Annotated in this window: 10 protein-coding genes; 4 read left to right on the top strand and 6 right to left on the bottom strand. The window is 70.9% G+C overall.

Features of this window, described 5'->3' with window-relative positions:
• Position 1: 1 nt before the first annotated feature.
• Together ACSRUE_RS20740 and ACSRUE_RS20745 are read right to left on the bottom strand one after the other, a co-directional pair.
• The gene (locus tag ACSRUE_RS20740) at positions 2-739 is read right to left on the bottom strand and encodes a hypothetical protein (protein WP_441292489.1); all 738 of its coding nucleotides are present in this window, start codon (positions 737-739) and stop codon (positions 2-4) included.
• A gap of 278 nt (positions 740-1,017) precedes the next feature.
• Complete coding sequence (locus tag ACSRUE_RS20745) at positions 1,018-1,362, bottom strand: hypothetical protein (RefSeq protein ID WP_441292490.1); 345 nt, start codon at positions 1,360-1,362, stop codon at positions 1,018-1,020.
• On the opposite strand from ACSRUE_RS20745, the gene ACSRUE_RS20750 reads away from it, so the two are divergent.
• Positions 1,361-1,945, top strand: coding sequence for a CIA30 family protein (locus tag ACSRUE_RS20750; protein ID WP_441292491.1), 585 nt, complete (start codon positions 1,361-1,363; stop codon positions 1,943-1,945). The genes ACSRUE_RS20745 and ACSRUE_RS20750 overlap by 2 nt on opposite strands.
• Before the next feature lie 475 nt (positions 1,946-2,420).
• Here ACSRUE_RS20750 and ACSRUE_RS20755 read toward each other — a convergent pair whose 3' ends face one another.
• Entirely contained in the window at positions 2,421-3,269 is an 849-nt protein-coding gene (locus tag ACSRUE_RS20755) for a DUF4351 domain-containing protein (RefSeq protein WP_441292492.1), read from the bottom strand.
• Between the two features lie 855 nt (positions 3,270-4,124).
• Between ACSRUE_RS20755 and ACSRUE_RS20760 the strand changes: the two genes are divergently transcribed.
• The 3 genes from ACSRUE_RS20760 to ACSRUE_RS20770 all read left to right on the top strand — a co-directional run bounded on the left by ACSRUE_RS20760 (position 4,125) and on the right by ACSRUE_RS20770 (position 7,841).
• A complete protein-coding gene (locus ACSRUE_RS20760; RefSeq protein ID WP_441292493.1) occupies positions 4,125-4,994 on the top strand; it encodes a hypothetical protein in 870 nt (289 codons plus the stop codon).
• A gap of 226 nt (positions 4,995-5,220) precedes the next feature.
• Positions 5,221-6,744 carry a sugar ABC transporter ATP-binding protein gene (locus ACSRUE_RS20765; protein WP_441292494.1) on the top strand — a complete coding sequence of 508 codons (1,524 nt, stop codon included), beginning with the start codon at positions 5,221-5,223 and terminating at the stop codon, positions 6,742-6,744.
• On the top strand, positions 6,741-7,841 hold the full coding sequence (locus ACSRUE_RS20770) for a sugar ABC transporter permease (protein ID WP_441292495.1): 1,101 nt from the start codon (positions 6,741-6,743) through the stop codon (positions 7,839-7,841). The genes ACSRUE_RS20765 and ACSRUE_RS20770 overlap by 4 nt, the downstream gene beginning before the upstream one ends.
• A gap of 111 nt (positions 7,842-7,952) precedes the next feature.
• Here ACSRUE_RS20770 and ACSRUE_RS20775 read toward each other — a convergent pair whose 3' ends face one another.
• From ACSRUE_RS20775 to ACSRUE_RS20785, 3 genes are all read right to left on the bottom strand, one after another.
• On the bottom strand, positions 7,953-9,884 hold the full coding sequence (locus tag ACSRUE_RS20775; protein WP_441292496.1) for an ABC-F family ATP-binding cassette domain-containing protein: 1,932 nt from the start codon (positions 9,882-9,884) through the stop codon (positions 7,953-7,955).
• Between the two features lie 204 nt (positions 9,885-10,088).
• On the bottom strand, positions 10,089-13,370 hold the full coding sequence (locus tag ACSRUE_RS20780) for a CARDB domain-containing protein (RefSeq protein WP_441292497.1): 3,282 nt from the start codon (positions 13,368-13,370) through the stop codon (positions 10,089-10,091).
• Positions 13,371-13,661: 291 nt separating this feature from the next.
• A complete protein-coding gene (locus ACSRUE_RS20785; RefSeq protein WP_441292498.1) occupies positions 13,662-14,492 on the bottom strand; it encodes an ABC transporter ATP-binding protein in 831 nt (276 codons plus the stop codon).
• Positions 14,493-14,529 lie beyond the last annotated feature (37 nt).

Consider the following 14,529-nt stretch of genomic DNA (forward strand, 5'->3'; position numbering starts at 1 on the left):
GTCACTCCCTCTCACGGCCTGCCCGGCCGGACGGCTGCCCCGCCGCCGTCGGGATCTCGCCGATCTCGATCCATTGCCTCAGCCGCCGCAGCTCGCCCCGCAGCTGCCGCCTGGGCAGCTCCGCCAGCAGCTCGCCCGCCGCGCGCGCGAGCCGCCCCCGCGGCCGCGCGCCCGGCAGCACCACCTTGATCTCCGTGCCCCTGTCGCCCGGCGCGGTCGCGAGCGAGACGACGCCTGTCGGCGTGCGCTCCGGGCCACCCGCGCCGGCCGCCCGGATCGTCGAGGCTTGCCTCTTCGCGCCGGCCTCCACGCGCCCGATGCTCGGCAGGAGGCGCCGCACGCCCGCCGCGTCCTGCAGCGCGTCCAGGACCGCCGCCCGCGCGCGGCTCACCGTGACGCTGCTCGCGATCCGCGGGGCGCGGGCCCCGAGCGCCCGCAGCGCCGACGCCGCGATCTCGACCCCGAGCGCCGGCCGCTCCTCGGACAGCCCGGCGACCCGCTCGTAGATGCGGTATGCCGCCGTCTCCAGCCGGCTCAGGAGCAGCCCCGCGATTCGCCTCCTCCCCGGCAGCCGCGCGCAGCTCGCGCGCTGCGCCGCCGCGCTCTGCCGCTCTCCCGGCGGGGCGCTCTCCTGCTCCGTCGGGGGCGCGCCTTCACCGCCGCTCCGCTCCCGGTCCGCGCTCTGCGCGCCCCTCTGCGCCGCGGCGCGCGCTCGCCGGCCAGCCTTCGCCCGTGCCATCTCTCCTCCTTCGAGCCTCGCCGAGAGAGCCCGCGAAGGCGCCTTGCAAGCAGGCGGCCACTCGCGCTGATCCAGGCGCTCACGTCTCAACGACGCTCCGAACATGCCACCGCCGTTGCGAGCGGACCCAACAAGGACATTCGCGCGAGCCTCGCCTCCAGGGCGAGCGAGGGCGAGCGAGGGCGAACGACGACAAAGATGGATTGCAGCGAGGAAAGAAGAAGGTTGCAGGGCCTGAGCTTCCAGGCGATACTCGCCGCGCCAGGACGCTCCTTGATTCAATCGACGTCCGGCCCAGAGCGAGCGCTGATTAGAATAACGTAGATACGGAGATGTGAACGTATGAAGACTAGAATTTTCCTGCGTGCTTTTAACTTGGCGGTCTGTGGACTGGCTGTCGCGGCGTGCGCCAGCGGCGACGATGGTGGCGGGAGCGGGAGCGGAGGCGCGGGCGGCTCCGGCAGCGCCGGCAGCACCACCTCCTCTTCGGGCACCGTGGATCCGTCGACCACGACGGCGAGCACGGGGACCATCGATCCCGCCACGACCTCGACGGCCGCGAGCACCTCGGCGTCGACGGGCTCGGGCGCGGACCCCCAGACGATCGAGATGATCGATGACATGGAGGACAACGACAACGCCATCCTCGCCAAGGGCGGGCGGGTCGGTTACTGGTACACCTTCAACGACAAGACGGCGGGGGCCACGCAGACCCCGCCGCCCGATCCGGAGGGGACCGGGGAAGAGCCTTTCACGATGACGGCGCTCGAGCCGGCGCGCGGGCAGAGCACGTACGCGGCGCGCTCGTGGGGGACGGGCTTCGAGACGTGGGGCGCTGGCTTCGGCTTCGATCTGAACAGCCCCGAGGGGGTCAAGGCCTCCTATGACGCCTCGGCGTACACCGGAATCACCTTCTGGGCGAAGCTCGGCCCCGGCTCCGGCACGAGCGCGACCGTCATGATCTCGGACCCGGGCACGGATCCGAGCGGCGGCTGCGAGGAGTGCGACACGTGGCAGAAGACGTTCCCCGCCACCAAGGAGTGGCAGCAGTTCACCATTCCCTTCGCTGACCTGAAGCAGGGCGGCTGGGGCGATCCGGCGGGCACGGACCAGATCGACGCGACGAAGCTCTACTCCATCCAGTTCCAGATCGGCAAGGCGCCCGAGTTCGACCTCTACATCGACGACCTCGGCTTCTACAACTGAGCGCCCTCGTCCGGGCCGCTCTGGGAGCCCTCGCGCTGGGGGCTTTCATACACTCTTCGCCCCCGCACGTCCCAGGGGACATGCGCGACGCGCCGCGACGCGCGCGACGCGCCACGACCCGGGCACCCAGCTCCCTTACGCGCTTCCAACAAAGTGCCTGCATCGCAGGCCCCTCCCAGGCGAACGTGGCCGCGCGCTGACTTCCGTTGCGCCCAGGACAATGCCTCTCCTCGAGCTCGGCTCGCATCGATCACGAAGCAGTTCCCCGGTGTGAAAGCCCTCGATGGCGTCTCGTTCGACCTCCAGGAAGGGGGCCGAGGCGCGTCCGCGACGCCGCCGTACAGGTCGCCCGCGTGCAATCAGGGAGGAACTTAGGTGACGCGGTACTAGGTGGCCCCCTCGAGACCGATCCCCCGGGCGCTTGAGCGGCCGCCTCCGCGCCGCTTCGAGCGCGAGGGCCGGGCCGAGAGTTTCCTCAGCTCGGCACGTCGAGCACGTCGGCGAGAGTCCTTGCGCTGAGGACGCGCTCGGCCCAGAGCTCGAGCGCGGCGCTCTCGGCCGCCTCGATGCGGGCCACGGCGGCATCCGGCAGCTCGCCGAAGCGAGCGCGCAGCTGCCGCAGCAGCACGGCACGCTCTCCTTCCTGGCGCCCCAGCGCGACGTACTTCCTGGCGAAATCGCTCTGGTATTCGTAGCCCTTCATCATCGCCTCCAAAGCCCGACGGGCCGCGTCATTCAAGGAATTTAGCACGAGATCGCCGTAGAACCTGGCCCTCTCCTCGTCGAGGTCCCGGATCGCGGGCAGCACCGCCGCAGCGATCGCGGCGCCCTGCTCGCCCGCGCCGTGCGCCAAGGCGGAGAGGACAGCAAGCTCGGGCCGTCGGGCCGCCTCGGCCGTGTCCGTCACGATCGGAACCGTCAGCCGCCCCAGCACGGGCGGTCGCAGGACGAAGCCTGGAATGCCGGTCTCGATCGGCTCGGCGCACCAGGAGGCGACGTGGGCGTCGGGAGCGACGACGAGCAGGCCGGCCGGGCACCGGTGAATGGCGCGCGCCCCCATGGTGTACTCGGGCCAGCTGAAGCGCTTTCGAGGATCGATGGCGAGCTGGACCTCGACGATCAGCACCGAGACGGGCAGGTCGCCGCCGAGCAAGAGGACGACCACGTCGGCGCGGTACTCGGCAGGCTGGATCTGGGTGAGGTCGATCGAGGTGATGCGCGCTCCGGAGTACGGCGGAAGCGGGACGCCGAGCTCCTCGACGAGGAGCTCGGCGGCGAGCGACGGGCGGTTCTTGAAGAGATCGATGAGGATCTCGTGGGCCATGGAGGGCATCGTGCGGTGGCTCGCAGGCGCTTGAACTCCGGGAATGCGCGGGGTCTCCTCCGCGAATGTCTGCATCGCAAACCCATCCAGATGGCCCGCGGCGGAGGTGATACCAGCGCTCCGGGATGAGCGCATTCGAAATATCGACACTGCGCAGCAGAAATAGAGACATCATTATGGCAGCTCGCGCGCAATGGCGTGAGTCTGCGCATCCTGCTCCCGGATGGCTGGCCCGACCAGTGGAGCTTCCGGGGTTGCTCGGAACCGCCTCGCGCCCCGGAACGGGCGGGCGCAGGACGAAGCTGGGAATGCCGATCTCCATAGGCTGCGCGCACTACGAGGCGACATCGGGAGCGGGCGCGACGACGAGCAGACCGAGACGTGGCAGCGGTGAGCGGCGCGCGCCCCCATTGTGTGCTCGGGCCAGCGGAAGCGCTCGGGGATCGATGGCGAGCTGGGCCTCGACGATGAGCACGCGGACCGGGACATCGCCATCGAGCAACACCACGACGAGATCGGCGCGGTGCTCTGTCGGCTGGACTGGGTGAGGTCGATCGAGGTGATGCGCGCAGCGGTGTACGAAGGAAGCGGTACGCCGAGCGTCTCGACGAGCAGCTCTGCGGCGAGGGAGGGCCGGTTCTTGAAGAGATCCACGAGGATTTTGTGGCCATGGACGGCATCGCGCCGTGGCTGTCAGGAGGGCGAGCGTAATTGCATGTTCAGCGCCGGAGCGGATGGACGCGAGGGCGGAGCGCGATGGGGAGCGTGCTGTCGAGGGGGTGGAGGCGCAGCAGGGCATGAGGGGGAGGGCGCGCGCCGGTGGACAGCGGGAGCGGTACGGCAGTAGGACAGGGCATGGGGAAGCGGAAGGGCGCGAGATGGCTGTGGGCGGGATGGGCGCTGACGGCGGGCGGGTGCGGGTGGGTGGCAGGGCTGGAGCCCAGCTATTACGTGGTGGAAGCGGGCAGTGGCGGGGGCGGCAGCGGGGGTGCGGGCGGTGCCGGCAGCGCCGCCTCGGGCAGCGGGGACCCGTCGACCACGGGGACCACGGACCCCACCACGACCACGACGGCCGAGACCACCTCCGCGACGACGGGCTCGGGCGGGGTCGGTCCTCAGACGATCGAGATGATCGATGACATGGAGGACAACGACAACGCCATCCTCGCCAAGGGCGGGCGGGTCGGTGACTGGTACACCTTCAATGACGGGTCGGAGGGGGCCACGCAGACCCCGCCGCCCGATCCGGCGGGGACCGGGGAAGAGCCTTTCACGATGACGGCGCTCGAGCCGGCGCGCTCGCGGAGCACGTACGCGGCGCGCTCGTGGGGAGAGGGCTTCGAGACGTGGGGCGCTGGCTTCGGCTTCGATCTGAACAGCCCCGAGGGGGTCAAGGCCTCCTATGACGCCTCGGCGTACACCGGAATCACCTTCTGGGCGAAGCTCGGCCCGGGCTCCGGCACGAGCGTGACCGTCACGATCTCGGACCCGGGCACGGATTCGAGCGGCGGCTGCACGGAGTGCGACCAGTGGCAAAAGGCGCTCCCCGTCACCGAGGAGTGGCAGCAGTTCACGATCCCCTTCGCGGACCTGAAGCAGGGCGGCTGGGGTGATCCGGCGGGCACCGAGCAGATCGACGCGACGAAGCTCTACGCGATCCAGTTCCAGATCGGCATCGCGCCCAAGTTCGACCTCTACATCGACGACCTCGGCTTCTACAACTGAGCGCCCTCGCCCGGGCCGCTCCGGGAGCCCCCGCGCAGGGGGCTCTCCACCACTCCTCTTCGCCCCCGGCGCTTCCCAGGGCACATGCGTGATGCGCGACACGCGACACGCGACACGCGGCGACCTGCGCGCCTGGATCCTCTGCGCGCTTCCAACAAAGTGCTTGCATCAGAGGCCCCTCCCAGGCGAACGTGGCCGCGCGCTGACGCCCCTTGCGCCCAGGACAATGCCTCTCCTCGAGCTCGCATCGATCACGAAGCAGTTCCCCGGGGTGAAAGCCCTCGATGGCGTCTCGTTCGACCTCCAGGAAGGCGAGATTCACGCCCTCTGCGGCGAGAACGGCGCGGGTAAGAGCACCCTCATCAAGATCCTGTGCGGCTACTACCCCGCAGGCACCTACGGCGGCGAGATCCGCTTGAACGGCGGCGTCGTGCAGTTCAGCGGCATGCGCAGCGCCGAGGAGCACCGCATCGCGCTGATCGCGCAGGAGCTCGCGCTCGTGCCCGATCTCACCGTCGCCGAGAACCTCGTGCTCGGGCGGGAGCCCATCCGCGGGGGGCTCATCGACTGGGACGCGGTGCGGGCCCTGGCGCGGGAGGCGCTTGCGCGCGTCGGGCTCGACATCGATCCCGAGCGCCCGATCAAGGACCTGGGCATCGGCCAGCAGCAGATGGTCGAGATCGCGAAGGCGCTGCTCAAGGACGCGAAGATCCTCGTCCTCGACGAGCCCACGGCGGCGCTCACCGAGTCCGGCGTGAGGACGTTGCTCGGCCTGCTCCGCGATCTGCGCGCCCGCGGCGTCTCCTGCATCTACATCAGCCACCGGCTCGAGGAGGTCTTCGAGATCGCCGACCGCATCACGGTCCTCCGTGACGGGAAGTCGATCACGACCCAGCCGAGGACCGCGCTCTCGCCCGACAGCGTCATCTCGTACATGGTCGGCCGCGAGGTGACGAACCTCTACCCCTGCCCCCCGCCGCCGGAGGGCCCCGTCGCGATGTCGGTCCAGGGCTGGTCGGTCGAGGACGCCGGGCACCCCGGGCGGTTCGTGCTGCGCGACGTGAGCTTCGAGGTGCGCGCCGGCGAGGTGCTGGGCATCGGCGGCCTCATGGGCGCCGGCCGCACCGCGCTCCTCTCGACGATCTTTGGCGCCGCGACGAGCCGCGTCACCGGCGCGATCTCGGTCCGAGGCGGGCCCGCGACGCCGCCGTACACGGCGCCCGCGCAGGCGATCGACGCGGGCATCGCGCTCGTGAGCGAGGATCGCAAGCGCTACGGCCTCGTGCTCGAGGCGACCCTGCTCGACAACATCACGCTCGCGACCCTGCGGCGGTTCGTGAAGGGGCTCTTCCTCGATCACGCCGATCGGGAGGTCACGGCGGTCGAGCAGATGAAGGCGCTCAGGACCAAGGCGTCTGGGCCGCTCGCGCTCGCGAACCAGCTCTCGGGCGGCAACCAGCAGAAGATCGTGATCGGCAAATGGCTGATGACGGGGCCGCGGGTGCTGCTGCTCGACGAGCCGACCCGGGGAATCGACGTCGGGGCGAAGGCGGAGATCTACCAGCTCATCCACAAGCTCGCTTCGGATGGGCTCGCCGTGGTGCTCGTGTCCTCCGATCTGCCGGAGCTGCTCGGCATGAGCCACCGCGTGCTGGTCCTCAACCAGGGCAGACCGACGGCCTGCCTCGACCGGAAGGACGCGACCGCGGAGCGCGTGATGTCTGCTGCAACGAGGAAGGTGACGGAATGAGCGAGGCCAAGCTTCGCGTGCGTATCCCCTGGCGCGCCCTCTCGATGGTGGGCTCGCTCATCGCGATCTGGATTGCCTTCTCCATCACGACCGATGGGACGTTCGTGACGCCGCGCAACCTGACGCTCCTCGCGCGGCAGATGTCGGTGACCTCGATCCTGGCCGTCGGCATGGTGATGGTCATCGTCGCGGGGCAGATCGATCTCTCGGTGGGCGCGCTGGCCGGCCTGCTCGGCGCCTCATCGGCGATGATCTACGTGAGCCTCGGCTGGCCGCTGCCGGCCGCCTTCATCCTGCCGCTCCTGCTCGGGGCCGTCCTTGGCTTCGTGCAAGGGACCCTCGTGGCGCGGCTGCGGATTCCCCCCTTCATCGTCACGCTCGGCGGGATGCTCATCTTCCAGGGCTGCATCCTCGGCTTGACAGGCGGTGTGTCCATCTCGCCGGCGCGTCCTTACCTGTTCGTGGGCCAGGCGTACGTGCCGCACACCCTCGGCTGGGCGGGCGCTGGCGTCCTCTGCGTCGGGCTGCTGTACAAGGCGGCGCGCGCGACCGGCACGGCGCGCTACCCGTGGATCGGGCTCGCCGTGTTCTCCCTCGCGTTCGCCGCCCTGATGAACTCCTACGAGGGGGTCCCGTTCCCCGTGCTGGTCGTGCTCGTGCTGGCGACCGTGTTCACGGTGCTCGCGAAGCACACGAGGTTCGGGCGGCACCTCTACGCGATCGGCGGCAACCGAGAGGCGTCCTTCTACTCCGGCATCAGCATCGATCGTCACCTCATCGCCGTGTTCACGCTGATGGGCGTGATGGCGGGCATCGCGGGCGTGGTCCTCACCGCCCGCGTCGGCTCCGCGACCTCGGACGCCGGCCGGATGATGGAGCTCGACGCCATCGCGGCCGCCGTCATCGGCGGCACGTCGCTCCTCGGCGGGCAGGGCACCATCTGGGGCGCGCTGCTCGGCGCGCTCGTCATGGCCTCGCTCGACAACGGCATGAGCCTGATGAACACGGAGAGCTTCTGGCAGCCGATCATCAAGGGCATCATCCTCATCCTCGCCGTCGGCATCGACATGGCCAGCCGCAAGACAAGAGGGCATTAGGCGAGCCGCCGCCCGCGTTGCGACTGCGCGAACACGTAGGCCCCGGGAGAGGGGGTCCGCCGCGCCGCGCGGCGGACCCCCTCTCCCGGGGCCGGGCATCCCGGCAGGACCTCACTGCGGCTGCGCCGCCCCGAGCTCGGCGATCTCCTGCTCGATCTGCTCCCACTCGGCCATGAGCGCGTCGATGCGCGGGCCGAGCGCCTCGTCCTCGGCCTGGAGCGCCGCGATCTCGGCCTGTCCGGTGCGCTCGAAGAAGCCGTCGCTGCAGTAGAGGTCGTGGATCGCCTTCTTCCGCGCCTCGGCCGCCTCGATGGACGCGAGCACCTTGTCGCGCCGCGCGGGCAGCTCCTTCTGCCGGTTGCGACGCCGCTTCTGCTCCTCCCAGGAGCCGCCCGCCTCCGCGGGCGCGGCCGCCTTCTGGTGCTCGCGCTTCGCCTTCAGCACCACCGTGTCGGCGTCGAGGTGATCGTCGCCGCAGCCGGCCAGGTACTCCTCGTAGGTCCCGGGGAAATCGCGCGGCCCGCTCGGCGTCACCTCGAGGATGCGCGTCGCCAGCTCGGAGACGAAGTAGCGATCGTGCGAGACGAAGAGCACCGTCCCCTCGAACGCCTTGAGCCCCTCGACGAGCCCCTGGATCGCCTCGAGGTCGAGGTGGTTGGTCGGCTCGTCGAGCACGAGCACGTTGGGCCGCTCGACGATGATCCGGCAGAAGATGAGCCGCGCCGCCTCGCCGCCGGAGAGCGAGCCGACGCTCTTCTCGACGTCGTCGCCCGAGAAGAGCGCCCTGCCGAGCTGGCCGCGGACGTAGCTCGGCGACTCGTCGGGGCACGCCGCCCACAGGAAGGAGAGCGGCGTCATCGACCCGTCGACGAGCAGCTCGCGGTGATCCTGGGCGAAGTAGCCGACGCGGGCCTCGTGCCCCCACGACGCGCCGCCGGCGTCGGCCGCGAGCCGGCCCACGAGGATCTTGAGCAAGGTCGATTTGCCTAGCCCGTTCGGCCCGATCACCGCGACCCGCTCGCCCCGCCGCACCGACAGCGAGACGTCGCGCAGCACCTGCTTCGCGCCGTACGACTTCGAGATCCCCTTCGCCTCGAGCACGTCGCGCCCGCTCGGCCGCTGGATCGCGAACCGGAACAGCGGCGAGCGCCGCGACGTGTCGGCGAGCTCCTCGACCTCGATCTTCTCGATCTGCTTGAGCCGGCTCTGCGCCTGGCGCGCCTTGGTCGCCTTCGCGCCGAACCGCTCCACGAACGCGCGTTTGTCCGCGATGAGCTTCTCGGCGCGGGCGATCTCGGCCTGCTTGCGCTCGCGGATCGCCCGCTTCTCGACGACGAAGGCGGCGTAGTTGCCCGTGTAGAGCGTGATCGTCGCGTAGTCGACGTCGAGGACGTGCGTGGCGACGTTGTCGAGGAAGCGCTGGTCGTGGGAGATGACGACCGCGCAGCCCTTGTAGCCGGCCAGGAACTTCTCGAGCCAGCGGATGGAGAGGATGTCGAGGTGGTTCGTGGGCTCGTCGAGCAGCAGCACGTCCGCGCCGCCGAGGAGCACCTGCGCGAGCAGCACGCGCAGCTTGAAGCCGCCCGAGAGCGTGGAGAGCGGCCTCCGGTGCGCCTCCACGGGGATGCCGAGCCCCTCGAGGACGGCGCTCGCGCGCGCCTCCAGCGTGTAGCCGTCGTGGGCGCGGATGCGATCCTCCAGGTCCGCCACGCGGCCGGCGTCGCCGCCGTCCTCCGCGAGGCGGCGCGACTCGACGAGCGCCTCCCACACGACGCGATCGCCCATCATCGCGAGATCCAGGATGATCTGGTCGTCGCTGAGGAACCGGTCCTGCCGGAGCACGCCCACGCGGGCGTCCTTCGGGATGCTGACGCTCCCGTCGCTCGCGGGCTCGTCGCCCGCCACGATCTTCAGGAAGGTGGTCTTCCCCGAGCCGTTCGCGCCCACCAGGCCGTAGCGGGATCCGGCGTTCAGCTTGAGCGAGACGCCCTCGAAGAGGGTCCGATCACCGAATGATTTCGAGAGGTTCGAGGTTCCGAGCATGGCGCTGTGGGGGCTTGGGTCGCGGCGCGCCGGGGCGGCGCGCCTCGCGGTGCGCCGTCAGCGGCGCGGCGGGGCGCACAGGCATAGCACCGCGCCCCGCGCGGGAGCCGGTGAACGTGCGTCAGCGCGCGCCGGCGCGCGCCGCGCCGCCGGCGTGGCGCGCGTCCGGCTGGCGGGGGGGCCCGCCGGCCGGACGCCGGCGCGTCAGTTGATCTCCGGGCACAGGATCTTGTCCGAGGCCGCGTCCTTGTTGTTCCCGTCGTTGCACTCGTCGATCGCGCCGTCCGGGTCGACGACGGCGTAGATCAGGATCGACAGGTTCGACGGGAACTTCTCGATGGTGGCGGTGAAGTCCACGCTCGCCCCGGGCGCGATCGGCCCCGGGATGATCTCCTCGTCGAGCACCGTCCCGCCCTGGCCGGGATCGCCCGCGTAGTACCGGATCCGCACGTCGCTGGCCGGCGCGGAGCCGGCGTTGGTGACGGTCGTCGGGACGTCGACGTGCTTCATGGCGCACTTCGTCGTGTTCACCCGGCCGACCTCGATCTGGAGGTCCGGGCGCGCGCTGCCGGCGTCGAGGGGCACGGTGAGCGCGTTGTTGTCCTCGTGGCACTCGCGCTCGACGGCGTCCTCGTCCACGACCGCGCGCACGCGGGCGGGCAGCGTCCGCTGCGCGTTGTGCGTGGCGCTGTAGTTCACCGTCAGGAGCAGCGAGCTGTGCGGCTCGATGCTGCTCTGGAGGACGAACGTCAGCGGGGCGAGGTCCTCACCGTAGAGCGGCTCATCGACGTCCGGCGTGTCCCACTCGCCGTAGAAGTTGATGGCGACGCCGGGGCCCACGCGGAGATCGCCGAGGTTCTCGACGCGCACGGTGATCGCGACCTCGTCGGTGAGCTCGCCGCAGGTCGCGTCCGGCGACGAGACCTGGATGCCGCTCAGCGCGAGATCCGGCGCGATGCCGTACGACCGCGGGTTCGAGCGGTAGGTGTTGTAGGCGCGGCCGCCGTACGCCTTCCAGCTCTCGGGCTCCTTCAGGGGGATGCCGCCGCTCTCGAGCACGTTCGTCACGTGGTAGCTGTGCTGGTTCCAGATGCGGCGCGCCGAGACCCAGAGGTCGTTCTGCGCGCCCCAGACCTCGAGGCCGTTGTTGTAGTCGGTGCCTTGCGAGCAATGGGTCGACTCGTTCGAGGTGCCGAACACGATCTCCGCGTTGCCGTCGTTGTCGACGTCGGCGACGATCGGGTACTCGGACCGGGTGCGGCTCGGCGAGGGCACCTTGAACAGGACGTCGGCCGTCACGCCGTCGTAGATGCGGAAGTAGCACTCGTCGTTGTAGATGACCTCGGCGGCGCCATCGCCGTTGAAGTCGAACACGCTCGACCCGGTGGTGCGGCTCGAGTCGTCCTCGGTCAGGCGCTGCCAGCCGTTGTGGTAGCAGACGCAGGTGCCCCGCTGCTGGTTGCACGTCGCCGCGCCCGGGGCGCCGCAGTCCTCGTCCGTGGTGCACGGCTTCCCGTTCGGGGTCCGCTCCGGGTTGCCCTGCAGCCCCGCGACCCCGTCGGTGAGCGCGTTGGGCCACGCCGGGCACTCGGCCGTCGGCGCCTGGAGATCGAACATCATGTAGCGGAGGCCGAACGCCGTGCCGACCTCGGGGAAGCCGTCACCGTCGAAGTCGTCCACGTTCGGGGCGCCGCCGTCGAAGGTGGTGCCCAAGGCCGTCATCACCTGGCGGCGCTTGATGGTGCCGTCCTGCCCGTTGAGCACGAAGAAGTACCCGTTGTTGAACAGGATCACCTCCGGGCGCTGATCGAGCGGGTTGTCGGGCCCGGGCGCGGCGTCCTGGTCCTTTCCGAGGACGTCGGCCACGGCGCAGAGGCCGTCGCGCTGTTCGGTCGGGATCCCGGCCGTGCCGTTGACGGTCTGCCCGTCCCAGACCTCGATGAGCTTCCCCTCGCAGTACGCCGTCGCCTCCCTGTCGGTGTACGGCGGCGCGCACCCGGCCCTGCTCGTCACGCCGGGCGGCGGGCGGGGCAGCCCATAGGCGGTGCTGCCCGCGACGATCTCCAGCCGGGGGTCGTCGTTGAGGTTCGCGACGCAGGCGATGGGCCCGAGCCGGTTGCTCTGGTTCCCCGGTGACCCCTGCATGCCCTGGGCCTTGTCGCCCTTGAAGTGGTCGACGATCGAGAGCTCGCGGGTCGCCTCGTCGACGCGCAACGTGAACACGTTCGGCCCGACCACGATCTCCGGGAGCCCCGCTCCGTCGATGTTGGCGAGCGCGGGCGACGGTTCGTTGTAGCCCGTCCAGAGCGTGTCCGTGAGGACCTTGGTCTCGCCCGTGTTGCTGAAGATCTGGAGCCCTGTCTTCGTCACCTTGGTGGAGCCCACCATCTCCACGACGGCGGTGATCGCGACGATCTCGGGGACGCCGTCGCCGTCGAGATCGCCGACGGCCAGCCCGGCGGTCGGCATCAGCGTCGCGTCTGCGCAGGCGTAGGGCGCGTCGATGGGGTCGCCTTCGTGCCAGACCTGCCCGCCGAGCACCGCGAAGTAGTTCTCTCCCTTGCGGGGACCGCCGCCGTGGATCGCGCGGAGGACGCCGTTCTTGTCGAAGTCCGAGCCGCAGAACGTCGTGAAGATGATCTCGGGGAAGTCGAGCTCGTTGATGAGCCCGTCGCCGTTGTCGTCGTCGAGGTTGGCGACGAGCGGCGTCATGACGGTCTGCGCCGAGGTCTTGAACGGGCTGTTGGCGGCGTCGGAGTTGGCGCGGTTCTCCCCTCCCCACTGGATCTCGCTCTGCGGCAGGGCGCCCGCGAACGGCTCCGGCGGCAAGAGGCACGTGGGCGCGGCGCCCGTGCCGGTGCAGGAGCCGACCTCGCAGGAGGCGTAGGTGGGGCAGTCCCAGTCGTCCTCGCAGGGGCAGCTGGCGGTCCCGGCGCCGTCGTCGGTGCACTTGCTCTCGAAGTAGGCCGCCCCGCCGCACGTGAAGAGCTCGCTCGTCGTGCTGCCGTTCGACACGCACAGCTGGAGGCTGTCGCCGTCGCACGTCCGCTCGCCGGCCGTGCAGGCGTCGACGACGCAGATGGTGCCGTTGCAGAACTGGTTGAAGGCGCACTCGAGGTCGCTCTGGCAGGCGATATCGACGCAGCGCGCGCCTGCGTCCGGGGGCGTCTCGCACACCTCGGTCGCGTCGCAGGTGAGGTCGTCGCACGTGTTGTCGACGCAGGTGCCTTGTCCGTCCTCCTCCTCGCAGTGCTGGTCCTCCCGGCAGTTCACGTCCTCACAGCCGCTCTCGCCGCCTGCGCCGCCCGACGCGGCCATCGACCCGACGAACCCGCCGCCATCGCCCGAGCTGCTGCTCGTGCCGCCGTTGCCCCCGCCGCCATCGCCGGGTGGCAGGGCGACATCCGGATCACCGCCGCAGGCCGCTGCAGCGAGCAAGAACCAAGGAAGGGCGCGGGGAAGCAACCGCCGGGGGCACGTGGGCATGAGGCGATTGTACGAGCGCGCTGTCAGCATGGAAGCGCGTTCGCGCGCAGGATCGTGCGGCGAGTGGGAGCTCTGCCCACGATGGGCGTCGCGCGCGGCGGCGAGCAGCGGCAAGCGGGGAGAGGAGGAGCGGGCCACGCGAGCCGTGGGGACGGCCGCGGTGAGGGCCGAGAGCTCCGGCGCACGGAGGGTAGCGGAGGTGACCTGGGTGCGCGTGCCGATCGCGCGGCGACAGCGCGAGTGCCGTGCAGCGCAGGAGTCCAACAGCGCGCTCGTTCCGCCCGCGGAGCCTCACGCCCCGCCGCGCTCCAGCGCCTCTTGCAGCGCGCGAACCTCGCGCGCGAACGCGGGCTCGGTGCGCAGCGCGGCCGTCCGCTGATCCGGCAGCGAAAGCGTGCGGTCGGCGACGACGCGCGCCGGCCGCGGGGACAGGACGACGGCGCGCTCGGCGAGGTAGGCGGCCTCGGTGATCGAGTGGGTCACGAAGAGCACCGTCATGCCGAGCTCGGCCCAGAGCGCGCGGAGCTCGTCGTCGAGCCGGCTCCTCGTGAGCTCGTCGAGCGCGGCGAACGGCTCGTCGAGCAGGAGCAGCCGCGGGCGCGTGACCAGCGCGCGGGCGAGCGATACGCGCATGCGCATGCCGCCGGAGAGCTCGGCCGGGTACCGCGCGCCCGCGTCGGCGAGGCCGACCTGGACGAGCGCCGCCCGCGCCGCCGCGCGGCGCTCGTCGAGCGGCGCGCCGGCGAGCTCGAGCGGCAGGGCGGCGTTCTCGAGGACGCTCCGCCAGGGCAGGAGGTGGGCGTCCTGGAAGACGTACGCGAGGGGGGCGCGCGCGCCGCTTGCGCCCGGCGCCTCCTCGGCCTCCACGACGGCCGCGCCGGCGTCGGCGCGGTCCAGCCCGGCGACGAGCCGCAGCAGGGTGGATTTGCCGCACCCGGAGGGCCCGAGCAGCGCGACGAACGCGCCAGGCGCGATGTCGAGATCGATGCCGTCGATCGCGATCACGCCGGGGGCGCCGTCCCGCGGCGCGCGGCCCGCGCCGTCCAGCACCGGGAAGACGCGCCGGACGCCGGTCAGCCGCACGCGGACGCCGCCGCTCGCTCTGGCCCTGTTCGTCTGCATCTGCGCCCGGCGTTCTATCCGCGCCGCCGCCGGTTGA

Source organism: Sorangium sp. KYC3313, from assembly GCF_052075895.1.
Classification (GTDB): domain Bacteria; phylum Myxococcota_A; class Polyangia; order Polyangiales; family Polyangiaceae; genus Sorangium; species Sorangium cellulosum_B.